Origin of the sequence: Mucilaginibacter terrenus (genome assembly GCF_003432065.1) — a bacterium.
Taxonomy (GTDB): domain Bacteria; phylum Bacteroidota; class Bacteroidia; order Sphingobacteriales; family Sphingobacteriaceae; genus Mucilaginibacter; species Mucilaginibacter terrenus.
On the sequence record NZ_QWDE01000003.1, the window covers coordinates 166,282 to 192,415 of the forward strand.

The window sequence follows — 26,134 nt, forward strand, 5'->3', positions numbered from 1 at the left end:
GAGACAAGCAATGAACACGAAATATATATACATACTGCTCACCTTGTTAATGGTAGGTTACTTTGCTCCTGCAAGCGCGCAAACAAAGAAACCGGCGACAAAAACTACGCAGAAACCCGCAGCTAAACCGGCGAAGAAAACCGTTGCTAAAAAGCCGGCAAAAACAACTACCCAACAGAAAGCATCAGCCAAGAACCTTGGTGACGCGGCATCTACCGTAGCTGCTGATACTACAAAAAGGGGCGGCAAAACAGACCCTGGTTCACCGGGAAACAGCGGACTTGCCGAAGAAATTGTAGTAACTACTGCCTACAAGCCCGTATTGGCTGAAGCTGTAAAAATCCGTCGTAACCCCGACCTGGAAGAAGTATCGCCGTTTAAAGCACCTTTGGCTTACGCTCCTCTGGACAAAAAGTTGCAGCAGGATAACAACATTCGGCAGCTTGAAGCTATGAAACGCCCGGCCGAGCAGGACTCCGTACTGCTCAACAACTATGTAAAGGTTGGCGCGGGCAGCAAGAAAACCACCTACGCCGAAGCTTACTTTGCAACCGGACGCGACCAGGCATTGCAGGCAGGTGGTTTTGTAAAGCATTTTGCACAAGCAGGTAGCCTTGATAAACAAAGCGAAATAAACGACGAAATTGGTGTGTTTGGTAAGAGTATCAATACGGAGAACACTATAACCGGGCGCATCAATTACAAACGCCGTGGGACGTATTTCTACGGGTTCGATCAGGATCAGCCGATACCGTCAGCTTTTGCTCCCGAGAAACAAACGTTTAACACCATAAGCGGCGAAGCCGAATTGGCCAAGAACTACAAAGACGTTGAGAACGATTTTACTTACGCTGCTAAAATTAAAGGGTACATCTTCAGCAATGCTTTTAAGGCACGCGAGAACAACCTTGTTTTATCAGGTTTCTTAAACCAGACAGTAAAACAATTTTACGCAGGTGTAAGCGCGTCTCTGGATCTTAACACACAAAAAGACCTTAACTACGACTACTCTAACAACATAGTTCGCGCTAATCCTTACATCAAGTTTCAGGGCGAGAATTACAAGATAGATGGTGGTATCAACATCGTAAAAGAGTTTGGTTTATTATCCAGGTTCTTCATATTCCCGGCGGCTAAAATTGAGTTCCAGGTAGTACCGAAGTATGTTCGTCTGTTTGCAGAAGCGAAGGGGGATGTAAACCGCGCATCTATAAAAGAATATGCTGACGTTAATCCATTTATAGATCAGAGCATCAACCTGCAGAACTCGGTAGACCAACTGGATATTGCTGCGGGTTTAAAAGGCACACTGGCACCCGGCCTGAGCTTTAAGGCAACATTCTTCCGCAATAGCATCAAAAACATGGCTATGTTCGTAAGCAACTCCACTGCTCCGGGTAACAAGTTCCTGGTGGTGTATGATGGCGGGAAAACACGTGTAACCGGCTTTAACGGCGAACTGGACTTTAAAGCGTCCGAAGATTTCGATCTTTTTGGCCGTGCCGAGTTCAAGGACTACAAAATGGCTACCGAAGCAAGGCCGTGGAACTTGCCTAAGTTCATGCTTACCGCAGGAACAACCATTCACATTACGGATAAAGTTGACATTAATGGTGCCCTGCTTTTCAGAGGATCAACTACAGACTGGCTGCTGGTAAACGGCGCTACGCCTGCTTCACCGGCTTACCGTACCTTGCCATCTTTTGCCGACCTGAGCGGCGGCGCGGCTTACAAGGTGAACAAAAAGATATCGGCGTTTGTACAAGTGAACAATATTCTTAATTCGTCCAACCAGATCTGGCTTAATTATCCAAGTTATGGTCTTAATGTATTTGGCGGTGTTGCGTTTGCTTTCTAATGCGATTTTTGATGTTTTACAATAATCCGTACTTTTAGCGCATGGATGTAAGCAACTTCATAAGCGAGCTACTCGGTTTGCATGGCGACGTAAGCGTGCCCGGGCTTGGTTATTTTGCGCACACCCGTGTAAACGGCTATTACGACGATAAAGAAAGTAAGTTTTACCCTCCGGGCTACAGCGTACAATTTGATCCGCAGTCGTTAGATGATGACAATACGCTTGCGCTGTACATAGCCGAAAAGAAGAACATCTCCCTGGCATCGGCAAAATACTTTATAGAAAAGTTTGTTGCTTCTATAAAACAGCAAGCCGTACAAGGCGAAGTTGCCCTTGGCAGTTTGGGCTGGTTATCATCAAACAGGTACCAACTATCTTTCCGGCCAAACGTAGGTACCGGTAACAGTGCCGAGTTTTTTGGTTATCCGGTTATATCGCTTCCAAAATTAGGAGATGCCGATACCACAGCTGCAGATACCGGAACTCAACCGCCTCCTATTGAAGAAGCAACACCAGATCCGGAATACCAGCCGCAGCCATATTATCCGCCTGCACTGGAGAATGAGCAGTACCAATCTGCAGAAAGTGAAGAGAGCTACCTGGTAGAACTTACAAATAAACGCCGCCGCAAAACCACATGGGTATTTGTAGTGCTTGCATTATTGTTAGCGGTTTTAATTGCATTCCTTGTAAACCGGTACGACCCCTCATCGTTCAATTTCTCCTCATTACCTAATAAAAAGTCTGAAGCCAAACAACCTGCAGTGGTAATGCAAAATTTAGATAGCACTGCCGCTAAGCCTAAGGCGCCAGACACCACCGCAGCTAAACTACCGGATACTACAGCTAAAAAAACTGACACAGTAGCAAAACCAACCACAACACCGGCGACAGCAACCCCTGCACCAGTAGAAAATAGCCTCACTACCGTTAAAGATATTTCTACTATTGCCCGTTATGAAGTAATCGCCGGGTCGTTTAGAGATCTAAAGGAAGCTGCAGGCGCCATATTGCAATTTAAGAAGGCCGGCCTTGATGCCAAGATAGTACCCGAAGCACCGGGTAAACGCATTAAGGTATCAGTAGGTACATTTGTTACCCGTGGGCAGGCCGAGGACAATAAAAGGCAACTCATCTCGTCTAAAAAGGTACCGGCCGATACTTATGTAATGCCAATAAACCCAAAAGAGACTACAATAAAGCGCTAAGTCGCTCAACTAACAATAATTCAGAAACAAACAGCAAATGACTTTATTCTTAGCCCAGGTTACAGATACCGCAACTAAACTAATAGATACCGCAAAACAAACCACCACTCAGCTTGCTACTGCCCCGGCAGACGACCTGCATTTTGGCGACCTGCTTATTAAAGGTGGCTGGGTGATGATCCCGATTGGTATACTGGCTGTATTAGGACTGGTGATATTTTTCGAGCGTTATTTTACAATACGCAAAGCTTCTAAAGACGAAAGCCAGTTGATGGTGCAGGTACGCTCAAGCATTATGTCGGGCAATCTCGAGTCGGCTGTAGCAGTTTGCCGTAACAGCAACTCTCCTTTAGGCCGTATGCTGCAAAAAGGTTTATTGCGCATTGGCCGACCGATTAAAGACATAGAAGGCGCTATTGAAAACGTGGGCAAACTGGAGGTATCAAAATTGGAAAAGAACATTGGTATATTAGGCATCGTAGCCGGTATTGCACCCATGTTCGGGTTCCTTGGTACTATCGCCGGCGTTATTAAGATATTTTATGATATATCAAAAACAGATAACATCAGCATGGGCGTTATCTCTGGCGGTTTATACGTAAAGATGGTAACCTCAGCAGCGGGCCTTTTTGTAGGTATTATTGCTTACGTGTGTTACCACGTGCTGAACATGATGGTAGATAAAGTGATCCTGAAACTGGAAACCGACGCTATCGAATTTATTGACCTGTTAGAGGAGCCAAGCAAATGAACCTGAGAAAAAGACAACGGGGCGCATCGGCAGAAGTACATACATCGGCCATGAACGATATTATGTTCTTTTTGCTGCTGTTCTTTCTTATCGCCTCTACGGTAACCAACCCTAACGTGGTAAAGCTGATGCTGCCAAAATCGTCCAGCGGACAGGCAGTATCTAAGAAAACCATTAACGTTTCTATAGACCAGAACCTGAATTACCAGGTGAACAAAAAGCCCGTTCCGTTAGATCAGCTACGGGGCGCTTTAGAAGGTTATAAGAGTATGGCAAACGAACTTACTATAGTGCTGTTTGTAGAACATACGGTAGCTATAGAAAACGTTGTACAGGTAATGGACATAGCTAAAGATTTAAATATAAAGATGGTGCTGGCCACCCAGCCTAAAGGGAAGTAACTAATAGTTGCAGTGAGCGGCAGACAGTTTGCAGTTAGCAAACTTAAAAACCAGGAACTGCATACCGAGAACTGAGAAACTGATGTACAGGGAAGAAAATAATTATCCAAAAGCGTTTGCTGCAACAGGCTTAGTATTGGCGCTGGTGTTTGCCCTGTGCTATTTTATTGTTATACATACACCAGAGAAACAAGAGGACGGCACCGGCGGCATATTGGTAAACTACGGTACGGTTGACGAAGGTATGGGCAACGATTACATGAGCATTGAAGAACCATCTGTAGCGGAAAATGCCAATCAAACCAAGCCCGACAAAGTAACAGATGCCCCTCCTACCGAGCAAAAGCAGGAAGTAGAAAGCAGCGACAAGGATGTGGTGACCCAAAATACCGAGGATGCTCCTGAAGTAGCAGCCAACTCCAAGGCACCCAGCAAAACCGTAGCCACGCAGGCAACTAAGCCGGTAACTGCGCCTACTGTTAACCAGAACGCGCTTTATAAGGGTAAAACTAACAATGGCACCGGCGAAGGTGACGGTACAGGCTCCACTCCGGGCAACCAGGGTAAAACAACCGGGACCACACTCACCAACAACTATAACGGTACAGGCAGCGGCAATGGCGGTAACCTTAACCTTACCCAGCGCAGCTTTGTATCGTACCCAAAAGTGACCGACCCAAAACGCCAGAGTGGTAAAGTAGTAGTGGACATTCGTGTCGACAAAAATGGCGTGGTAATATATGCCAATGCAGGTGCTCGTGGCACAACCATTACCGACCCGGACCTGCTACAAAAATGTGAAGCAGCCTTGTTAAACTCCAGGTTCACGGCTTCGGAAACCGCCCCAGAGGCGCAATCTGGCCAAATGACATTCGTATTTAAGGTGAACTAATTTTGTTTGCAGTTTTCTGCAGGCAGTTTGCATCTTTGTAACATTGGATACAGAGTTCATTTTGCGTTTATGTCAAACTTAAAGCAAACTGAATACTGCTTACTGTCTAACCCATGGACTACAAAGCTACCCTCGATTTTCTTTATACCCAGCTGCCGATGTTTACACGGGTTGGTGCATCCGCTTTTAAAAAGGATTTAACCAACACACTTGCGCTATGTAACAGGCTAGATAATCCGCAGCACAAGTTTAAAAGTATACATGTAGGTGGTACCAACGGCAAGGGTTCTACTTCGCACATGCTGGCGGCTATCTTGCAAAGCGCCGGGTACAAAACAGGACTTTATACCTCTCCTCACCTGAAAGACTTTCGCGAACGCATCCGTGTGAACGGGAAAATGATAAGCGAGCAAACCGTGATTGACTTTGTAGCGGATCATAAACACGACTTTGAGGAAATAGAACCATCGTTTTTTGAGATGACGGTTGCGCTGGCTTTTGATGTATTTGCAAAGGAAAAAGTGGACATCGCCGTTGTTGAAGTGGGGCTGGGCGGCAGGTTAGACTCTACTAATGTAATTACCCCATTACTTTCGGTAATCACCAACATTGGTTGGGACCATATGAACATGCTGGGCGATACCCTACAACTGATTGCCGGAGAAAAGGCCGGCATCATAAAACCGGGAGTACCAGTTGTAGTGGGCGAATACCAACCTGATGTGGCCGGTGTGTTTATGCACAAAGCCGAGCAGGAAGGCAGCCGGATAGAATTTGCCTCCGAAGACTGGGAGATAGTTAGCCAAAGCAGCGATACCAAAACTTTAAGGGTAGAAGTACAGAAGCAGGTACTGCCTACCTTTGCATTTTCTGAAGACCCGGTATTGCACTTACAATTGGACCTTCCCGGCAGCTACCAGGCAAAAAATTTGAAGACAGTATTATCTGCTGTTGAGGAATTGCGCGAACAAGGCTATAATATAACAGACGAGCATATTGCAACAGCCCTTAAACAAGTAAAAACTCTAACCGGGTTGCATGGCCGTTGGGAGGTATTAAACACCTCGCCGCTTACTATATGCGATACTGGACACAATCCCGAAGGGATACAGGAAGTTTTAAAGAATATCGCCTCGGTAAAGTACAGCAAACTGCATTTTGTTATAGGTATGGTAAACGATAAAGACATTAGAAAAGTGCTGAATATGTTACCCGCAAATGCCACCTATTATTTTTGCAGGCCCGATATTCCCCGCGGACTGGAAGCGGAAAGCCTAAAGCAGCAGGCAAACGCAATAGGCTTAAACGGAACCGTTTATGCTTCGGTGAAAGAAGCCGTAGCAGCAGCAAAGGTAGCTGCAGATAACAACGACCTCGTTTTTATCGGTGGCAGCACCTTTGTAGTAGCTGAGGTTGTGTAATTTGTTAAAGTGTTTACAGTTAATTTGCCGCACCATTATCAACTTTCATATATCGATTCGTGACTTATGGCTTTAAAGAAACACATCATTATAGTGTTGGTAATGTTGCTTTGTCAGGTCAGTTACAGCTGCCGGCCCCACCCCAGGCCTGAAGAAAAGCTATTGCAAACGAAAGCTGTCTCTAACGGAGCTAAAGAACCCGCAATGAACAACGAGAAAATGTTCAGGGTATCTCTGCGCCGGTTTAAACAAGCTGTTAAAACACATAATAAACAAGAGTTGAAGCTTCTCTTTAATTTTCCACTGCAAACAAGTCCGCAATGGACAAATGATGAAGTGCTAAATTCAAATGTAAACCCAAAAACAGGCTTACTGACGGAATCAGAATTTCTTTCCTTCTTTAACGACATTTTTACCGCAGACGTTCTCCGGCTCATACCCGTAAGCGACGAAAGTGACTTGTTGAAAATTGATAAATTGACTGACGAAAACTATTACAAGCAGCTAATGAAGGTTGCTGACGAAAACAGCACCTTATTTGAGTTGAATAAGCAGTACACCCAGGACAATGGCCAGGAAACCTCTTTCGGGTTTGTTTTTGGAAAGGTAAACGGAAGCTATAAAGTTATTAGCTACTACAGACCCTGGCCTTTAAAGGATTAGTCCTGCTTAGTTATTACAATTAGTTATATGTTATTGGAGGATAAAATCTATTTTTACCTAAAACCAATTTAAAATGCCCTACCAACCATCTGCCGATAGATATAACAAAATGCGTTACCGCCGCTGCGGCAAAAGCGGTATAAAATTACCCGAAATATCACTTGGTCTTTGGCACAACTTCGGCCATGTGGATGTAATGGAGAACTTCCGCAAGATTTTGCACCTTGCCTTTGACAGTGGCATCACCCACTTTGATCTGGCAAACAATTATGGACCGCCTCCAGGCTCTGCCGAAACTAATTTCGGTAAGATCCTAAAGGAGGACTTTACCGGCTATCGCGATGAAATGATCATTTCTACCAAAGCGGGGTACCACATGTGGGAAGGCCCTTATGGTGAGTGGGGTTCAAAAAAATATCTGGTCTCCAGCCTTGACCAAAGCCTTAACCGCATGGGGCTTGATTATGTTGACATATTTTACCACCACCGTCCTGACCCTGATACCCCGCTTGAAGAAACCATGAGCGCGCTCGACCTTATTGTGAGACAGGGAAAAGCTTTGTACGCGGGTATATCTAATTACAACGCCGAAGAAGCGGACAAGGCCATTGCTATATTGAAAAAGCTAGGTACTCCTTGCCTCATCCATCAGCCAAAGTACTCGATGTTTGTGCGCGACCCTGAAGAGGGCCTGCTGGATGTACTTGGAAGAGACGGCGTGGGCTGTATCCCTTTCTCACCTTTAGCGCAGGGCCTGCTTACCAACAAATATTTGCATGGCATTCCGGAGGATTCGCGTGCGGCTAAGTCTACCGGTTTCCTGCAAACAGACCAGGTAACGCCGGAAGCGATAGAAAAAGTGAAAAAATTGAATGTACTTGCAGAACAGCGCGGCCAAACACTTGCACAAATGGCTATAGCCTGGCTGTTAAAAGACGAGCGGGTAACATCGGTGCTCATCGGCGCCAGCAAACCAGCCCAACTTGCAGATTCACTAAAAGCGCTGGACAACACCGGCTTCTCGTCAGATGAGTTAAACAAGATTGAAGACATACTAAAGTAGTGCATTATTGCACCCTAAAAAAAGCCTGCTTGAACAAGCAGGCTTTTTTTGTAGTCACTGTTTCGGTTACAGTGTTCCGCTTTTCAGCTGACACCATCTTTAAAATATAACTTATTGAAAATCAAGCTACAAAGAGTTTAACTCAAATTAGCATACTGTTTCGGGTTGTTTCGCTTTAATTTATAAGTATTTGTATTATAGTTAGTTAACCAAAACAACTGTTTCGGGTGTTTCGCTTTTGCGAAACGAAACACTTTACACGCAAATAAGTTACGTTGCACTTTAACAATAATTAACATCCGGCATCTAACAGTTTTGGGGAATAAGCCCCAACTTAGCGCAAACAGCACAATTAATGAAGCACACCCTACTCCTTAGTCTTTTTCTAGTGTTCACCTGCGGGTTATTCGCCCAGGATATTACCATAAGCGGTAAGATCAGCAGCGAAGACGGTAAGCCTATCCCCTTCGCCACCGTGTACGTTAAGAATAGTACTAAAGGCACCTCGGCAAATAGCGAGGGTGGGTATACCATCAACATAAAACCCGGTAGCTATGACCTAATTTATAAAGCGCTTGGTTATGGGCAGGAAACGCGCCATGTTGATGCAAAAACAAACCAAACAATTAATGTAACGCTGAGAGCTGAAGATTTTCAGCTTAAAGAAGTAGCCATACACGCCGGTGCCGAAGACCCGGCGTACGCCATTATCAGAAAAGCCATTAAGAAGCGCAAAGGGTATTTAAACGAAGTAAACGCCTATACAGCTGATGTGTATGTAAAAGGCTTACAAAAGATGCTGGCCGCACCTAAGAAATTCCTGGGCTTTGATGTACAGCGCGCAGCGAGAGAGAACGGATTGGATAGCAACCGCAGGGGCATCGTTTATTTGTCGGAGTCTCAATCTAAACTGAGCTTTATGCAGCCGGACAACTATCACGAGGAGATGATATCTTCAAAAGTATCGGGCAGCAACCAGGCATTCAGCTTCAACCGGGCCAGCGACTTGCGGGTGAATTTTTACGATAACATGCAGGTTTGGGAAGGTTTAAGCAACCGGCCGCTCATCTCCCCTATTGCTGATAACGCGCTGTTCTATTACAAGTACAAATGGATGGGGATAGCTATAGAGAACGGCGAGACCATCAACAAGATACAGGTAACCCCCCGCCGCGGCTACGACCCTTGCTTTAGTGGATACATTTACATTATTGAAGATAGCTGGAGGCTGCAGGCGTTGTCTCTGTCCATTACCAAGAAAGCCAATATCAACTTTGTAGATACGTTGTCGGTAGATCAAACCTTCTTCCCGGTGAATAGTAAAGTTTGGATGCCATCTACCATAAAGTTTGAATTTACGGGCGGGTTGTTCGGCTTTCGTATTGGTGGGTACTTTATATCCGTATACAAGAATTATGATGTAAACCCGGTAATAGATAAAAAGCAGTTTAAAGAAGTGCTACGTATCACCAAAGAGGTCAACAAAAAAGATTCTGCTTATTGGGACCAGGAACGCCCCATCCCGCTTACTAGTGAAGAAGTAACCGACTACCAAAAGAAAGCCATACTGGCAAAAAAGCGAGAGTCAAAGGAATACCTTGATTCTCTTGACAGGGAGCACAACAAGTTCGATCTTGGTGGTTTCCTCCTCAGCGGATATTACCACAACAACCGCTATAAGCATGAGTCGTTTAGAGTAAGCAGTCCGCTATTTGGCACATCTTATAATACTGTACAAGGCCTTGCACTTGATTATAGCGCATCATACACTAAACAGATTGATAGTGCCAACAACAAGTACTTTTCTGTTTATGGTAAAGCCGGATATGGCTTTTCAAATAAGCTGGCTTACGGCTCTGTAGGTGTCGCGCTGCCGGTAGGCAAGTTTATGCTAAATGTAACTGGAGGTTCCGAGGTGACGGACCTGAACAACCTTCATCCGGTAAGTAACCTTGTAAATACCGCTTATACGCTGCTGAACCGGGAGAATCTCGAGAAGTTTTACCGTAAGCAATTTGCGCAAGTGAGTTTGTCAACCCGCGTATTCGGCGGATGGAGAGCGAATGCTTGGGCCGAGTGGGCCGACCGCAAATGGCTGCCGAATACTGCTGACTATAGCTTGTTTCATCCTAAAGATCACGAATTCACCTCTAATAACCCTTTAAACCCCGCACAGGACTTACCGCTGTTCGAGCAGAACCAATCGTTCAAGATCGGCTTCCGCACCAGTTACGATTTCAGCAACAAGTATGAGACTTACCCATCGGGCAAACGCTACCTGCCGTCGAAATATCCCACCATTGGCTTGAACCTGGTGAAAGGAATAAAAGATGTGCTAGGTTCTGATGTTGATTACACCTTGTTATCCGCTGATATCTCTAAGTCAAATATCCCGTTAGGTTTTTATGGAAAAACATCGTTTTACATTGGTGCCGGCAAATTTATTAATGCGAACAGCCTGTTCTATACTGATTTTAAGCAGTTCAACGGCAACCAGGTTTTGGTTTATAATACCGGCATAAACAGTTTCCTGCTGCTAAATTATTACCGCTATAGCACCGGAGACAAATACCTCGAGGGTCACCTGGAGCATAATTTTTCCGGCTTTATTACCAACAAAATACCATTGTTGCGCAAGTTGAAATTACAGGAGATATTTGATGTAAATTACCTGTACACGCCTACTCTTAAGCACTACACCGAACTTGGTTTTGGCGTACAGACCAATACTGGTATAAGGGTAATGTATGGAATGTCTTTCAACAATGGCAATAAGGTAAATAACGCACTAAGAATAGGACTGAGCTTTTGATCAAAAATCTGAAATCTCCTTCATGACATCTGCCGTTTGAATGCTATCTTTGCCCATGCAAGAAAAGATCCTCATTCTTGACTTCGGCTCACAATTCACACAACTTATCGCCCGCCGCGTCAGAGAATTAAATATTTACTGCGAGATACATCCATTTAACAAGTTTCCTGAGGTTGACGCAAGTGTAAAGGGTATTATCCTTTCGGGTAGTCCGTACTCAGTTCGCCAGGAGGATGCGCCGTTTTTTGAGTTTGCCCGCTACCACCAGCAGCTGCCTATTTTGGGTGTTTGTTACGGTGCGCAGAGCATTGCACACTTTAATGGCGGCGAAGTAATGGCGTCCAGCACGCGTGAATATGGCCGTGCCAACCTTGACTATATTAAGCAGGAAAATGAGCTTTTCAAGGGTATACCGCAGGGATCGCAGGTGTGGATGTCGCATGCCGACACCATAGCCCGCATAGCTGACGATTTTGAGATCATAGCCAGCACTGATAACGTGAAGGTTGCGGCATTCCAGATCACCGGAACAAAAACCTACGGCATACAATTCCATCCGGAGGTTACCCATAGTACCGATGGTAAGCAACTACTACAAAACTTTTTGGTAGATATCTGCAGGTGCGCCCAGGACTGGACACCAGACTCTTTTATTGAAACTACTATTGCCGAGCTGAAAGCAAAGCTGGGCGACGATAAAGTTGTATTAGGCCTATCAGGCGGTGTGGATTCATCAGTTGCTGCAGTATTGCTGCACCATGCTATTGGCGCCAACCTGCACTGTATATTCGTTGATAATGGCCTGTTACGTAAGGATGAGTTTAAGTCTGTACTCGACTCATACAAGCACATGGGCTTGAACATAAAAGGCATTGATGCTAAACAGCGCTTTTACGATGCTCTTGCCGGGCTTACCGATCCGGAGAAGAAACGTAAGGCCATTGGCCGTGTATTTATTGAGGTTTTTGACGATGCAGCACACGAGGTACAGGGCGTAAGCTGGCTGGGCCAGGGCACCATCTATCCTGACGTTATCGAGTCGGTTTCTGTTAAAGGACCATCGGCTACTATAAAGTCTCACCACAATGTTGGTGGTTTGCCAGACTTTATGAAACTGAAGGTTGTTGAACCGCTGAACACGTTATTTAAAGATGAAGTTCGTAAGGTAGGTGCCGCGCTAGGCATCGATCCAAATATATTAGGGCGTCACCCCTTCCCTGGTCCTGGCTTAGCTATCAGGATATTAGGAGACATTACACCTGAGAAAGTTGATATTTTACAGCAGGCCGATGCGATTTACATCAACAATTTGCGCTCTGCCGGTGTTTACGATAAAGTTTGGCAGGCCGGCGCTATTTATTTGCCGGTACAATCGGTAGGTGTTATGGGCGATGAACGTACTTACGAGAACGTTATTTGCCTTCGCGCCGTGGAATCACTAGACGGTATGACGGCAGATTGGTGCCACCTGCCATATGATCTGCTTGCCAAGATCTCTAACGAGATCATCAACAACGTAAAAGGAATTAACAGGGTAGTATATGACATCAGTTCGAAACCACCGGCCACCATTGAGTGGGAATAAGTGGTTTTTTCTTTTCGCGATACTTTTAAGTGCGGCTTGCTCGCCCAAAGTGCGGACTGTACCTGTTGTTAAGAAACCCGTAGAAAAGCCTGCAGACAAACCAAAGGCAGCAGATAAACCAGTGCTAAAGCCTATAGAGGCCAAAACCACTGTTGTGTCGCTCATATTGCCTTTAATGCTGGACAACGTACGCAACGGTTATTCTTCGGCAGACCTCAAGAAGGCAAACATGTCGGTAGAATATTATCAGGGTTTTAAGCTTGCTTTAGATTCATTGGCCAACCAGGGTGCAAATTTCAAACTACAGGTTTACGACGGTAAAGATGGGGCTGCTATACACAGCCTTGTTGCTAACCCGCAATTAAAGGGGAGCGATCTTATTTTTGGCCCGGTATTTCCTGAGGACCTGCGTCCATTCTTAGCAACGTTCAACTACTCACGTAAGCCAATTGTATCACCACTTTCGCCCGCGTCGCCTGCGCTGTTCAACAATCAAAACCTCGTCACTATTACGCCCCCGCTGGAGTATCATGCAAAAGGAGCTGCAACCTATATTACAGCCAAACTGAAGCCAAAAAAGGTGTTTATACTTAATTCAGGGTTTAGTGACGAAAAGCTGTACACATCGCCCTTTAAGCGTACAATAGATAGCCTAAGCAAGCACAAGATACAAGTGGTGCCATTTACCGTAGTCAGAGGGAACCTTACCCCATTGGTAGCTAAATTATCATCGCAAGAACAAAATATCTTTTTAGTTCCTTCTACAAAACAGGCTTTCCTGATGGTAACGTTACGCTCTTTGGATACCTTATCGAGGAAGTATCCCGTTACGCTGTTTGGCCATCCCAATTGGGAGAAGTTTGCCTTTCTAAAGGCCGGCTTGTTGCAGCGCCTCAATACACACATCACCAGTTCTGATAAAGTAGATTATAAATCGGCCGAAACCAATACGTTTATTCGTAATTATCGGCGAGCTTACCACACCGAGCCTACTGATTTTGCAATTAAAGGGTTTGACGAGGGTTTTTACTTCGGGCAATTGCTTGCCCGCGAAGATGATAGCTTTCGCCGGCCGGAACAAAACCTGTATAAAGGGCTCCATAATAGCTTTGTTCTTGAGAAAAGACCGGGACTTGGCTGGATAAACACCCACGTAGATATACTGCGTTACCAAAATTTTGATCTAAAGCTTGTACAATGAAAGCGGTAAACCAGCTTAAAACGTTTCAGCGCATTTTGGGTGAGTATCCGGCTGAAACACCTTTAGGCAAATTTTTACCCGGCTTTTATAGGCAGAACAAGCAAATGGGCTCCACTGACAGAAGAGTGGCAGGACGGCTTATCTATAACTACTTCCGGCTTGGAAAAGCACTTCCAAACTTAAATGCTGAAGATAGGTTGATGGTTGCCGAGTTCCTTTGCAATACGCAGACAAACTCATTTTTACAACATTTTAAACCTGATTGGGCTGCATGCATTGGGTTCAGCATTGAGGAGAAGATAACGCTTGTAAAAAGCCAGTACCCCGACTTTAAACTCGAAGATGTTTTCCCATGGTCTTCACAGTTATCTACAGACGTTGATCGCGAAGCCTTTTTGAAGTCTTTTTTTGTTCAGCCGGATCTTTATATCCGGGTGCAAAAAGGCTTTGAGGCACAGGTGAAAGCGGAACTTACCAAAGCCGAGATACCGTTTAAGGATGAAGGGAACAACTGCCTGTCCATGCCTAATGGAACCAGGCTGGATGCTATTTTCCCGAAGCAACACTGGTTTGAGGTGCAGGACTATTCTTCCCAGCAAACGGCTAATTACTTTAAACCTGAAAAATGGGATAGCTGGTGGGATGCATGCGCAGCTTCCGGTGGGAAATCGTTATTGCTGCACAGCCTGCAGCCGGATATAAAGTTAGTTGTATCAGACATACGGGAATCTATTCTTGCTAATCTTGATGAGCGTTTTCAGCAGGCTGGACTAAGAAAATATCAAAAGAAACTTATAGATCTTACTCAAAACAATGAGCAGGTACTATACAATTACGAGTTTGACGGCATCATACTAGATGCACCTTGCAGTGGTAGCGGCACCTGGGGCCGTACGCCGGAGATGATCAGTCAGTTCGACTACCAACGCGCTGAGTTTTTCAAGCGCTTGCAGCAAAGCATTATTCGCAACGTGGTAAAGCATCTCAAGCCTGGCAAACCTATTATCTATATTACTTGTTCAGCATTCAAAGCTGAAAACGAGGATGCTGTAAACTTCATGACCAAAGAATTGGGATTACAGCTGGAGGAAATGCAGGTGTTAAAAGGGTATGAACGTAAAGCAGATACCATGTTTGTAGCAAGGTTAACGGCAGCCGTACCGCCGTCTTATGCTGACGAAGTGCTGGAGTAAACAGCTGACATGCCCTGTCTAATTTTAATTAAAAGCGGTTCGTCACTCATAACTACAACCCGCTATTACTCCTAAACAGCTTTATTGCAATTGCTAATAGTATAACCCCAAATGCTTTGCGGAGGATGTGCAACCCGGTTTTGCCGAAGAGGCGTTCCAGCCATTGCACATTTTTTAGCACCAGGTACACAAACATAGTATTGAGTATAATACCTACAATAATGTTCTGCGTTTGATATTGAGACTTAAGGGACAGCAAGGTGGTCATGGTACCGGCGCCAGCTATCAGCGGAAATGCCAGCGGAACTATAGATACTGATTCCGGAGCTTCTTCTTTAAAAAAGTTCACCCCCAACACCATTTCAAGTGCTATAATAAAGATTACGATGGAGCCTGCAATAGCAAACGAAGATATATCCAGCCCAATGATGGAAAGCAGTTCATCCCCTAAAAACAGAAAGGAGACCATAAGCACCAGAACGGCAATACTTGCTTTCTCCGATTCGATGTGACCAGCCCGCTGGCGTAGTTGAATAATTACAGGTATCGCACCAAGTATATCAATAATAGCGAAGAGGATCATCGTAACCGATAAAATCTCTTTAAAAATGAAGTGTGGCATAGGCTAGCAATTTTATTCCTTCGCTTTCAGGCGAATACTGAACAAAAATGCAATTAAAATATATAATGATGCTAAAAAGAAAATACTATGTACAGAGAGGGCAGTCACCAAGCCTGCACTTATTGGCCCAATCGTCTGCCCTATCGACGCATAAGACTGATTGATCCCCATAACCTCGCCCCTTTCACTATCATCATTGTGGTCAGCTATAATGGCATTCAGCATAGGGTTTCTTAATCCGTTAAACAAGCCATAAATACCTATTCCTACAGCAAACAACACCAATCCTTTTGCAAATCCGGTCAGTATCATCATACCTAAACAAATAGCTGTAGATAGCACCAGAATAAGGGCATGTGACGGAATTATTCTCTTAATCAGCGGCACTGCAAGCTGCATCAGGATACCGGTAATACCAAATCCGGCATAAAATAGTCCGATCTGTGTAGGGCTAATCTTTAGTACATCAACGGTAAAAGTTTGAAAGCCGATGATCATGGTGAATTGAGCCATTGTCAGCAAAAAACCAACAAATATGGCAGTGCCGACCACCGGCTTCTTCAGCACTGTTATAAGTGATTTAAAATTGAATTTGCCCGATGTACCTTCGCCTTTTTTATCGTTGGTCTCACTGAGCAAAAAGATACTTAGGAGCGCACCTATGAGTGCAATTGCAGCCGCGAAAAAGAATGGAACCGTAGGACCCAATTTACTTAATAAGCCACCAACTGCAGGACCTATCACAAACCCAAAGCCGAAAGCCGAACTTAATATACCGAAGTTCTTGGCCCGTTCTTCGGGAGTTGATATATCAGATATCATTGCCTGTGCCACGGATATGTTGCCTCCTGTTATACCGTCCAGAATGCGTGCTACAAACAGCATTATAATGCTGTTTGCAAAGCCAAACAAGATAAACGAAGCACAGGTGCCCACAAGGCTTATGGCCAGGATAGGTTTACGTCCCCATTTATCTGACAACGTACCCAGCACAGGCGTAGCAAAAAACTGGGCAATGGAGAATGCAGCCGTTAGTAAACCGATGGATTGCTCCGTTACGCCAAACTTTTTACCGTAGGTATAAAGTAACGGCACGATAATACCGAACCCCATTGAGTTGATAACGGATATAAATACGAGTATCCACAGGGTGCGCTTGGGGTTCATCCCAAACAAAAGGGTTTAAAACAAAAAAGGTTCTGCGTTTGCAGAACCTTTTTACTATTGTAATTAAATAATTACCGTTTTTCGAAATCAGACGCAGTAGGCAGGATATCTGCGGCAGAACCTAGTTTACTGTTCTTCTTGCTATAACCGAAATAAATAAGCAAACCTAAAACCATCCAAACTAAAGCGCTTAATTGAGTCTCGCGTGGCAGACCTACAATCATCCCCGCGCATACGATCACACCCAGGATTGGCACTAGTGGAACAAGTGGTGTTTTGAACGGCCTTGGCAGATTAGGGTCAGTTTTACGGAGTAAAATAACCCCAACACAAACTAATATGAACGCAAATAATGTACCTATCGAAGTTAAATCCCCGGCAACGCTACCCGGAACAAACGCAGCAAACGCGCCAACAAATATGAAGAGGATCATGTTGCTCTTGTAAGGCGTTTTGAATTTAGGGTGAAGGTCTGAAAATATTTTTGGAAGCAAGCCGTCAGTTGACATGGTGTAAAACACCCTTGATTGCCCCATAAGCATTACCAGGATAACTGAAGAAAAACCGGCCAAAATAGCTACAGTTACTAATGTAGATAGCCATCCATACCCGTGCATGTAGTGACTGATTGCATAAGCTACAGAAGCCTCTTTACCAGATTTCATGAAATCTGTGTACGGTGCAACACCTGTTAATACCCATGAAAATAATATATACAGTATAGTACAAACCACTAACGAACCTAATATACCTATTGGCATATCACGTTTAGGGTTTTTTGCTTCCTGGGCTGCAGTTGATACCGCATCGAAACCAATAAATGCAAAAAATACAACTCCGGCCCCGCTGATGATACCACCCCAGCCATGATTAAAGAATGGAGCGTATGAGTAAGCTTTTCCATCCTGTTGTATGATATCCGGCGCATTAGCAGGAATCAGGTATGGTGTGTGGTTAGCCGGGTTAATATACTGCCAGCCTATAGCGATAAACACCAGTACGATAGCAACTTTGATAAATACGATGATACCGTTAACTGTTGCAGACTCCTGCGTTCCTTTTATAAGTAAAAGGGATAGAATCACTAGTATTAACAAGGCAGGAAGGTTAGCAATACCATGTACGCTTTGTCCATTCACCATAATAGATTCCATTGGGGAGTGACACCATTCGTAAGGTATTCCCCCGCCGAGAAGCTTGTTGGCATATTCACTCCAGCTGATGGCTACTGTTGCTGCACCGAGTGCATACTCCAATATCAATGCCCAGCCAATAATCCATGCAACTATTTCGCCCATTGTTGCATACGCGTAAGTGTAAGCACTACCGGCAATAGGGATGATAGAGGCAAATTCAGCGTAGCAAAGGCCTGCAAACGCGCAACCAATTGCTGCTACTATAAATGACAGTGTTACAGCAGAACCAGCGTGCTCACCCGCAGCAGCAGCAGTTCTTACAAACAAACCTGCACCAATGATTGCTCCAATACCCAACGCAATAAGGCTGCTCGCCCCAAGCGTACGTTTCAAGCTCCCTTCACCGTCAGCCGTATTGGTTAGTTGTTCAATAGACTTCTTTACGAATAACTTCATTTTAATTTTTATAAGATCAGTAATAGTTAAATCAGTAGTGCCAAACGTACTTAAATTTATTGAAAAGATAAAGAGCAGAATGTTATTTGGTTAGCTGCTTGTACTGTAACTTTCCCGCTACGTACACAGGTCTTAAACAAAAAAACCTCCCGGTTACCCGGGAGGCTCATAAACGAAAAACTACAATTAAACTTTCTTATCTGTTTTGATCACATGCACATTCATTGATTGCACTTTCTCTTGTTTTTGCACACGTGAGTTGGTGTTATCAAAATTGTTCAGGTGCGGCGCGATTACCAGCGACACAATGGACATCAGCTTAATAAGGATGTTCATAGACGGGCCGGAAGTATCTTTAAAAGGATCGCCGACGGTATCACCTGTTACTGATGCTTTGTGCGGTTCAGACTTTTTGTAGTAGATCTCACCATTAATTTCCACACCTTTTTCAAAGGATTTCTTGGCGTTATCCCATGCACCGCCTGCGTTGCTCTGGAATATTCCCATTAACACACCAGAAACGGTCACACCTGCCAGCAAGCCGCCCAAAACTTCAGGTCCGAAAAGGAAACCAATAACTATCGGCGTGATCAAAGCAATTAAACCTGGCGCTACCATCTCGCGGATGGATGCTTTTGTAGATATAGCCACGCACTTTTCGTACTCAGGTTTTGCTTTGTACTCCATAATACCTGGTATCTCGCGAAACTGGCGGCGAACTTCTTCAACCATGGCCATAGCAGCACGGCCTACTGCAGAGATACACAGTGCCGAAAAGATAAACGGTATCATACCACCTACAAACAAGCCGGCAAGCACGTTAGCTTTATAGATATCGATATGCTCTATACCTGCGACACCCACGAATGCAGCAAAAAGCGCAAGTGATGTTAGTGCAGCAGAAGCAATAGCAAAACCTTTACCTGTAGCAGCGGTAGTGTTACCCACGGCATCCAGATTATCTGTACGGTGACGAACCTCTTCAGGTAAACGGCTCATTTCGGCAATACCACCTGCGTTATCTGCAATCGGGCCAAAGGCATCTATAGCTAGTTGCATGGCAGTAGTAGCCATCATGCCGGCGGCGGCAATTGCCACACCATACAAACCTGCGAAAAAGTAAGACCCGTAAATACCGGCAGCCAATACGAGGATCGGCAGCACGGTAGATTCCATACCTATGGCTAAACCTCCTATGATGTTAGTTGCATGGCCTGTAGCAGACTGCCTGATAATACTCATCACCGGGCGTTTGCCCATAGCAGTATAATACTCCGTAATGATAGACATTAGCGTACCTACAACGAGGCCTACCAGTATAGACCCAAAAACACCATTCTTAGTGAAAACCAGCGAACCCGCTTTTACGGCGTGGTTTGCGTCCTCATCACGCAGCATATGGAAGCTGTCTGCAGGCAACATCCACTGTACTAAGAAATATGTTGCAATAGCAGTAAGCACAATAGATGCCCAATTGCCAATATTAAGTGCGCTTTGTACGCTATCTGTTTCTTTCTTGATCCTAACGAAAGCGGCACCTACAATGGAGAAGATGAGCCCTAAGCCAGCAATTACCATTGGTAACAATACCGGGGCTATACCGCCAAAGTTGTCATGAGAAACTATCTCGCGGCCCAGCACCATGGTAGCCAGCATTGTGGCTACATAAGAGCCAAAAAGGTCGGCACCCATACCTGCAACGTCGCCAACGTTATCCCCTACGTTATCTGCAATAGTTGCGGGGTTACGTACGTCGTCCTCAGGGATGCCTGCCTCCACCTTACCAACCAGGTCGGCACCTACGTCGGCAGCCTTGGTATATATACCGCCGCCAACACGGGCAAACAAGGCAATTGATTCGGCACCGAGCGAAAAGCCCGCCAACACCTCAAGTGCTTTAGCCATTTCGTCGCCATTTACAGAGGAGCCTGTCACATTTTTAACAAACATTGTATAAAATACAATGAACAACGATCCAAGGCCAATTATAGCTAAACCCGCCACACCTAAGCCCATTACAGTACCGCCTGTAAACGACACCTTAAGCGCTTGCGCAAGACTGGTGCGCGCCGCCTGGGTGGTACGAACGTTTGCCTTGGTAGCTATACGCATACCAATGTAGCCTGCAAATGCGGAAAGAAACGCGCCTATGAGGAACGATATAGCAATTATCCAACTGGAGTTTGTTACCGTTGTGCCAGACCATGCCAGCAGCAGGCCCGCAACAACCACAAAGTAGCTGAGTATCTTCCACTCGGCGCGCAGGAAAGCCATTGCCCCATCGGCAATATAGCCCGAAAGCAAGGTCATTTCGCCGTCGCCCGCATCCTGCTTGGTAACCCAGCTGGCTTTAATTGCCATCACAAGGATTCCCACAAGGCCAAAAACGGGAATAAGGTAAATTAAGTAATTGTTCAAGAGATCCATATAATTTAGTTGGTTTATTAGTGAGCTAGCAAAAAAGGCCCTCTGGTGGCCGTAAATACAATTGGTTCGTGCAAAATAGTAAAATTTATTTCTTTACAATAGCCTGTCAATTATAAAGTTTTTGAATAGTTTAGTGAACTTAAACTAAACTGTTGATGGCAAACGACACCTCAAATACCAAGTTAAAACATGAACTGACCCTGTTGGATGGTACCATGCTGGTAGCCGGATCAATGATCGGCTCCGGCATATTCATTGTAAGTGCCGACATCACCCGGCAGGTAGGTTCGGCAGGATGGCTCATCGCCGTTTGGCTTATTACCGGCTTCATGACGCTAACAGCAGCCTTAAGCTATGGCGAACTGAGCGCCATGTTTCCAAAAGCAGGCGGCCAGTATGTGTACCTCAAAGAAAGCTACAATAAACTGGTTGCGTTCCTGTTTGGCTGGAGCTTTTTTGCAGTTATACAAACGGGTACAATTGCAGCGGTGGGTGTCGCATTTTCCAAATTCGCCGCTTATTTGTACAAACCGCTAAGTGAAGACAAAATCTTATTTCAGCAAGGTTTTGTCAAGGTCAGCGCAGCGCAACTGGTTTCTATAGTTCTCATATTCTTTCTAACGTTTATAAATACCCGTGGCGTTAAGGGCGGCAAGCTAATACAAACCACTTTTACCCTGACCAAATTGCTTAGTCTCTTTGGCCTGATCCTGTTTGGTTTTCTTGCTTTTAAAAGCGACATATGGAACGCGAACTGGACTAACGCCTGGGATCTGCACAAGCTTGCCAAAGACGGCACCACCAGCAACTATACCATGAGCGCGGCTCTGGGAGCAATTGCCATTTCAATGGTTGGATCTATTTTTAGCAGCGATGCCTGGAACAATGTCACGTTTATCGCAGGCGAAATGCGTAACCCTAAACGCGATGTGGCATTGAGCCTTTTCTTCGGTACTCTAATCGTTACCATAATCTATGTATCAGCTAATGTTGTTTATACCGGTGTATTGTCCCTTCACGACATCGTTAATGCTGAAAAGGACCGCGTTGCTGTATCAGCATCATTCGTGATATTTGGTGCAAAAGGTGCATTGGTTATCGCCGTTATGATCATGATCTCGACTTTCGGCTGTAACAACGGATTAATCCTGGCTGGCGCACGTGTTTACTATTCAATGGCTAAGAATGGCGTTTTCTTTAAGAAAACCGGCACCCTTAATAAATTTGGCGTGCCGGAGTTCGGGTTGTGGATACAGGCTGCTGTGGCATCTTTACTTTGCTTAAGTGGACAGTACGGTAACTTGTTAGATATGATATCATTTGTTGTGGTTATCTTTTATGTGCTTACCATTATCGGCATCTATATACTCAGGTCAAAACGCCCGGACATCGAACGACCTTACAAAGCATTCGGCTATCCGGTACTGCCGGCCATATATATTATTATGGGTATTGCATTTTGTGTATTGCTGCTGATATACCAACAGCCTTACCCTATTTACGGGTTGATAATTGTACTAATTGGTATTCCAATTTATTATATATCGCAGCGAAACGTTAAACCAGACCACGATCCTGTTGTTTAATATCGTAACAACATTACTCTCCTGTAAAGACGCCTATACACCGGCATATAGCTGTGTAAGGCGTTTTTGCATGTTAATACATACCAAGTTTGAAAACACAAAACATAATCAAACAAGTACTGATAACTGGCTTGCTGGCATTTTCCGGCCAGTTGCATGCGCAGTCGCTGCAGCAAAAATTGCAAACGGCCTTTAACAGGCTGCAACAGGATAGCCAGTGTAAGTATGCTTCAGTGTCACTTACTGTGCTGGATGCAAAAACGGGCGAGCAGGTGTTTGCCGCTAATCCCGACATGGGCCTTGCACCAGGTTCTACGCTTAAAACGGTAACCAGCATTACTGCTTTTTATGTGTTGGGTAAAGACTTTCAGTTCCAAACGCAACTGGGTTATACCGGCACGCTGGCAGCGGATGGTACCCTGAACGGCGACATTATTATAAAAGGCGGCGGCGACCCTACCCTGGGCAGCTGGCGTTATGCTACAACCAAAGAAGGCTATGTGCTGAATACTATGGTAGAAGCCATAAAGAAAGCTGGAATAAAGAAAGTAAACGGGAAGATCATCGGTGATGATGGCGCTTTCACCCACCAGTCGATACCTGATGGGTGGATTTGGCAGGACCTTGGCACTTACTATGGTGCAGGCATTGCTGGCCTTTGCTGGCGCGAAAACCAGTTTGACATCGCACTTCGTACCGGAAGTGTGGGCAGCCCTGTAGGTGTTGCAGGTACCATCCCCGCGACTAATTACCTGCAGTATAAAAGCGAACTAACCACCGGCGCTGCTAAAACAGGCGACCAGGCTTATCCTTACCAGCCGGGCTTTGGCAGCAAGGTAATGTACCTGCGTGGTACCTACGCAACCGATCAAACCAAGAAGCGTATCTCCGCTGCTATTCCTGATCCTGCTTATGATGCGGCGCTGAGGTTGAATGATACCTTGAAAAGCATTGGCATTAGTGTAACCAACGAACCAGCGTCATCAACACAGTTGAGAGAAAAAAACCTGGCTGTACCTGCATCGGCTACTGCTTTGACCACCATTAACTCACCTGAGCTAAGCAAGATAGTTTACTGGCTAAATCAAAAAAGTGTAAACCTGTATGCAGAACAGCTATTAGCAACCATTTCTGCAAAGTTGGGCAAGAGCCCGGCGACCAGCGATGGCGTAGATGCCATGCAGAACTTTTGGGAGGCAAAAGGAATAGACCACCGTAGCATGAACATTTACGATGGAAGCGGCCTTTCCCCTCAGGACAGGATCACCACCAGTACCATGGCACATATTTTACAGGTGGCGCACCAGGAAAAATGGTTTACCGACTTTTACGAAAGCCTGCCAGTATACAATGATATGAAGATGAAGAGCGGCAGCATCAGCGCTGTACAGGCTTACGCGGGCTTCCAGGCTAATAACGGTCGCCAGTTGTGTTTCTCTATCATGGTAAACAATTACAACGGCACAGGCAGCGGTATAAGGGAGAAGATGTTCCGGGTGCTGGATGTACTGAAGGCCCCCTGAGTCCTTGAAGACCCCCTACCCCCCTGAAAGGGGAACAGGAGCGATAAGTGTGCGTACTGTAACAGGAGACGGTGTTACACCTGTTACACCTAAAAACGTTCATTTGTTGACAACATACTAATATACAGAATATTACAAAATTTAGATGTTTAAACATGTTACAGTTTTGGCAACCGTGTTACAGTTTTTAGGTACTTTTCAGGTGATGTTACAGTAAGAAACAAGCATGAACACCAGGATCAACTCCGCAACTTTCGGGTTTTAACGTCATTGAGGCAAACCTACTTTTGTGTTATAAATCACGATCATGGAAACACAAAGCAACATTAACTTCGACCGCATTGCAGAGGCGATCAACTATATCAAACTTAACTTTAAAACGCAGCCCTCGCTGGACGAGGTGGCGGAAAAGGTAAACCTTAGCCCGTTTCATTTTCAGCGCATGTTTACAGAATGGGCAGGCGTTAGTCCTAAAAAGTTCCTGCAATACCTCAGTATCGATCACGCCAAGAACGTTCTCAAAGAGCAGCAGGCTACGCTGTTTGATGCAGCGTTTGAAACCGGCTTGTCTGGCACGGGCCGCCTGCACGACCTCTTTATTAACATTGAAGGCATGACCCCGGCCGAATACAAGAACGGCGGCAAAGCCTTATCTATAAACTTCAGCTATGCCGAAAGCCCCTTCGGCAACATCATTGTCGCATCAACTCCAAAAGGCATTTGCTACATGGCTTTTGCCGACGATAAGGATGAAGCATTTGATCAGCTGTACAACCAATTTCCGAATGCGAGTTACCACCAGGTTGTAGATATGTCGCAGCAGAATGCCTTGTATATCTTCACCAGGGACTGGTCGCAACTAGCATCAATCAAGCTACATCTGAAAGGTACCAGTTTCCAGCTCAAAGTATGGGAGGCCTTGCTTAAAATTCCAATGGGCGGCCTTGGCACCTATGGTTCTATTGCACACCAGGTGGCATTACCAACAGCAAGCAGGGCGGTAGGCAGTGCTATTGGCGCCAACCCTGTTGCGTTCCTGATACCCTGCCACCGGGTTATTCGCTCTACAGGAGAATCGGGCCAATACCATTGGGGCGCAGGGAGAAAATCGGCCATTATAGGTTGGGAAGCAGCGAAGACCGATCAATTAACTACTGTATAATATGGATATCCCTCAAAAAGTACAGCAAACAAACTGGCAGGTAGTAACCGACAGCATGCACGACAAAGGCTACGCTATAGTACCCGGTATTTTAGATGAGGCGGAATGCGACAATTTGGTGAACCAGTACCCGGAAGAGGGTATTTACCGTAAAACCATCCAGATGGAGCATCATGGCTACGGCCTTGGGCAGTATAAATACTACAGCTACCCGCTACCGGCAGTGGTGCAGCAGCTAAGGGAACACGTTTACCCGCACATAGCCCCTGTTGCAAACAAATGGATGGAGGTACTGGGTATTGAGAAAAACTTTCCACCTACATTAGCAGAACTAACAGCGCTCTGCAATGAACATGATCAAAACCGACCTACCCCTTTGATACTGAAGTACGGTGTTGGTGGGTATAATGCCTTACACCAAGACTTATACGGCGAGGTGTTTTTTCCGATGCAGATGGTAGTATGCCTTAATCAGCCAGGTGAAGATTACACCGGAGGCGAGTTTGTACTGGTAGAACAACGGCCTAGAATGCAGTCGAAAGCCATAGTCCTCAACCCCAACAAGGGCGATATACTGCTGTTCACAACCAATTTTCGCCCGGTTAAAGGTACCCGTGGTTATTACCGTGTAAACATGAAACATGGCGTAAGTGAACTTACCTCCGGCGAACGGCACACGCTGGGCATCATTTTTCACGATGCATCATGATAACGCACACTGATCTTGGAGACACCAGGTTCATAAGAGCAAAATGTATCAGGCAATTGCTAGGTTCAAAACAGATAGAACTGGCGGGTAACCGCAAACTGAAGATCTATGGCACACTAAGTTGCGCCTCCGGTAAACGAATGAAAGCCGAGAACCGGGTATTCTTTAAAGATGAATTGGAAGCTGTTGCAAACGGCTACAGGCCTTGCGGGCACTGCCTGCGTGCAGCGTACCACGCTTGGCGGCGCACCGGCACACAATGTTAACATTAGTTACAGCGTTACTTGTATATCTTTGT

At 45.3% G+C, this 26,134-nt stretch carries 21 protein-coding genes; 17 read left to right on the plus strand and 4 right to left on the minus strand.

Annotated elements, in window-relative coordinates; genetic code table 11:
• Window positions 1–10: 10 nt before the first annotated feature.
• The 12 genes from DYU05_RS16065 (at window position 11) to DYU05_RS16120 (ending at window position 15,048) form a co-directional block, all read left to right on the plus strand.
• Window positions 11–1,858, plus strand: a complete 1,848-nt coding sequence (locus DYU05_RS16065; protein WP_117384161.1) for a TonB-dependent receptor domain-containing protein — start codon at window positions 11–13, stop codon at window positions 1,856–1,858.
• Between the two features lie 41 nt (window positions 1,859–1,899).
• A complete protein-coding gene (locus tag DYU05_RS16070; RefSeq protein ID WP_117384162.1) occupies window positions 1,900–3,066 on the plus strand; it encodes an HU domain-containing protein in 1,167 nt (388 codons plus the stop codon).
• Between the two features lie 37 nt (window positions 3,067–3,103).
• The gene (locus DYU05_RS16075; protein ID WP_117384163.1) at window positions 3,104–3,817 is read left to right on the plus strand and encodes a MotA/TolQ/ExbB proton channel family protein; all 714 of its coding nucleotides are present in this window, start codon (window positions 3,104–3,106) and stop codon (window positions 3,815–3,817) included.
• Window positions 3,814–4,218, plus strand: a complete 405-nt coding sequence (locus DYU05_RS16080) for an ExbD/TolR family protein (protein WP_117384164.1) — start codon at window positions 3,814–3,816, stop codon at window positions 4,216–4,218. The genes DYU05_RS16075 and DYU05_RS16080 overlap by 4 nt, the downstream gene beginning before the upstream one ends.
• An 82-nt stretch (window positions 4,219–4,300) precedes the next feature.
• Window positions 4,301–5,110: an energy transducer TonB gene (locus DYU05_RS16085; RefSeq protein ID WP_117384402.1), complete on the plus strand. Its 810-nt coding sequence runs from the start codon at window positions 4,301–4,303 to the stop codon at window positions 5,108–5,110.
• Window positions 5,111–5,223: 113 nt separating this feature from the next.
• Window positions 5,224–6,531 carry a bifunctional folylpolyglutamate synthase/dihydrofolate synthase gene (locus DYU05_RS16090; RefSeq protein WP_117384165.1) on the plus strand — a complete coding sequence of 436 codons (1,308 nt, stop codon included), beginning with the start codon at window positions 5,224–5,226 and terminating at the stop codon, window positions 6,529–6,531.
• A gap of 66 nt (window positions 6,532–6,597) precedes the next feature.
• Window positions 6,598–7,194 (plus strand): hypothetical protein, encoded by a 597-nt coding sequence (locus DYU05_RS16095; RefSeq protein ID WP_117384166.1) that lies wholly within the window; start codon window positions 6,598–6,600, stop codon window positions 7,192–7,194.
• A 73-nt stretch (window positions 7,195–7,267) separates the two neighbouring features.
• Complete coding sequence (gene mgrA, locus DYU05_RS16100; RefSeq protein WP_117384167.1) at window positions 7,268–8,257, plus strand: L-glyceraldehyde 3-phosphate reductase; 990 nt, start codon at window positions 7,268–7,270, stop codon at window positions 8,255–8,257.
• 355 nt (window positions 8,258–8,612) lie between these two features.
• On the plus strand, window positions 8,613–11,069 hold the full coding sequence (locus tag DYU05_RS16105) for a DUF5686 and carboxypeptidase regulatory-like domain-containing protein (protein WP_117384168.1): 2,457 nt from the start codon (window positions 8,613–8,615) through the stop codon (window positions 11,067–11,069).
• Window positions 11,070–11,124: 55 nt separating this feature from the next.
• On the plus strand, window positions 11,125–12,654 hold the full coding sequence (gene guaA, locus DYU05_RS16110) for a glutamine-hydrolyzing GMP synthase (protein ID WP_117384169.1): 1,530 nt from the start codon (window positions 11,125–11,127) through the stop codon (window positions 12,652–12,654).
• Complete coding sequence (locus DYU05_RS16115; RefSeq protein WP_117384170.1) at window positions 12,611–13,855, plus strand: ABC transporter substrate-binding protein; 1,245 nt, start codon at window positions 12,611–12,613, stop codon at window positions 13,853–13,855. The genes guaA and DYU05_RS16115 overlap by 44 nt, the downstream gene beginning before the upstream one ends.
• The gene (locus DYU05_RS16120) at window positions 13,852–15,048 is read left to right on the plus strand and encodes an RsmB/NOP family class I SAM-dependent RNA methyltransferase (protein WP_117384171.1); all 1,197 of its coding nucleotides are present in this window, start codon (window positions 13,852–13,854) and stop codon (window positions 15,046–15,048) included. The genes DYU05_RS16115 and DYU05_RS16120 overlap by 4 nt, the downstream gene beginning before the upstream one ends.
• 52 nt (window positions 15,049–15,100) lie before the next feature.
• Here the strand turns inward: DYU05_RS16120 and DYU05_RS16125 are convergent, their stop codons facing one another.
• From DYU05_RS16125 to DYU05_RS16140, 4 genes are all read right to left on the minus strand, one after another.
• The gene (locus DYU05_RS16125) at window positions 15,101–15,670 is read right to left on the minus strand and encodes a MarC family protein (protein ID WP_117384172.1); all 570 of its coding nucleotides are present in this window, start codon (window positions 15,668–15,670) and stop codon (window positions 15,101–15,103) included.
• A gap of 12 nt (window positions 15,671–15,682) precedes the next feature.
• Entirely contained in the window at window positions 15,683–16,837 is a 1,155-nt protein-coding gene (locus DYU05_RS16130; RefSeq protein ID WP_117384173.1) for an MFS transporter, read from the minus strand.
• A 71-nt stretch (window positions 16,838–16,908) separates the two neighbouring features.
• Complete coding sequence (locus tag DYU05_RS16135) at window positions 16,909–18,429, minus strand: amino acid permease (protein WP_117384174.1); 1,521 nt, start codon at window positions 18,427–18,429, stop codon at window positions 16,909–16,911.
• 186 nt (window positions 18,430–18,615) lie between these two features.
• Window positions 18,616–20,856: a sodium-translocating pyrophosphatase gene (locus DYU05_RS16140; protein ID WP_117384175.1), complete on the minus strand. Its 2,241-nt coding sequence runs from the start codon at window positions 20,854–20,856 to the stop codon at window positions 18,616–18,618.
• A gap of 155 nt (window positions 20,857–21,011) precedes the next feature.
• Between DYU05_RS16140 and DYU05_RS16145 the strand changes: the two genes are divergently transcribed.
• The 5 genes from DYU05_RS16145 to DYU05_RS16165 all read left to right on the plus strand — a co-directional run bounded on the left by DYU05_RS16145 (window position 21,012) and on the right by DYU05_RS16165 (window position 26,102).
• Window positions 21,012–22,442 (plus strand): APC family permease, encoded by a 1,431-nt coding sequence (locus DYU05_RS16145; RefSeq protein WP_117384176.1) that lies wholly within the window; start codon window positions 21,012–21,014, stop codon window positions 22,440–22,442.
• Between the two features lie 89 nt (window positions 22,443–22,531).
• On the plus strand, window positions 22,532–23,965 hold the full coding sequence (gene dacB / locus DYU05_RS16150; RefSeq protein WP_235854040.1) for a D-alanyl-D-alanine carboxypeptidase/D-alanyl-D-alanine endopeptidase: 1,434 nt from the start codon (window positions 22,532–22,534) through the stop codon (window positions 23,963–23,965).
• 307 nt (window positions 23,966–24,272) lie between these two features.
• Window positions 24,273–25,127, plus strand: coding sequence for a bifunctional helix-turn-helix domain-containing protein/methylated-DNA--[protein]-cysteine S-methyltransferase (locus DYU05_RS16155; protein ID WP_117384177.1), 855 nt, complete (start codon window positions 24,273–24,275; stop codon window positions 25,125–25,127).
• Between the two features lies 1 nt (window position 25,128).
• Entirely contained in the window at window positions 25,129–25,836 is a 708-nt protein-coding gene (locus tag DYU05_RS16160) for a 2OG-Fe(II) oxygenase (protein ID WP_117384178.1), read from the plus strand.
• Window positions 25,833–26,102: an Ada metal-binding domain-containing protein gene (locus DYU05_RS16165; protein ID WP_117384179.1), complete on the plus strand. Its 270-nt coding sequence runs from the start codon at window positions 25,833–25,835 to the stop codon at window positions 26,100–26,102. Before DYU05_RS16160 ends, DYU05_RS16165 begins: the two co-directional genes overlap by 4 nt.
• The last annotated feature ends 32 nt before the right edge of the window (window positions 26,103–26,134 follow it).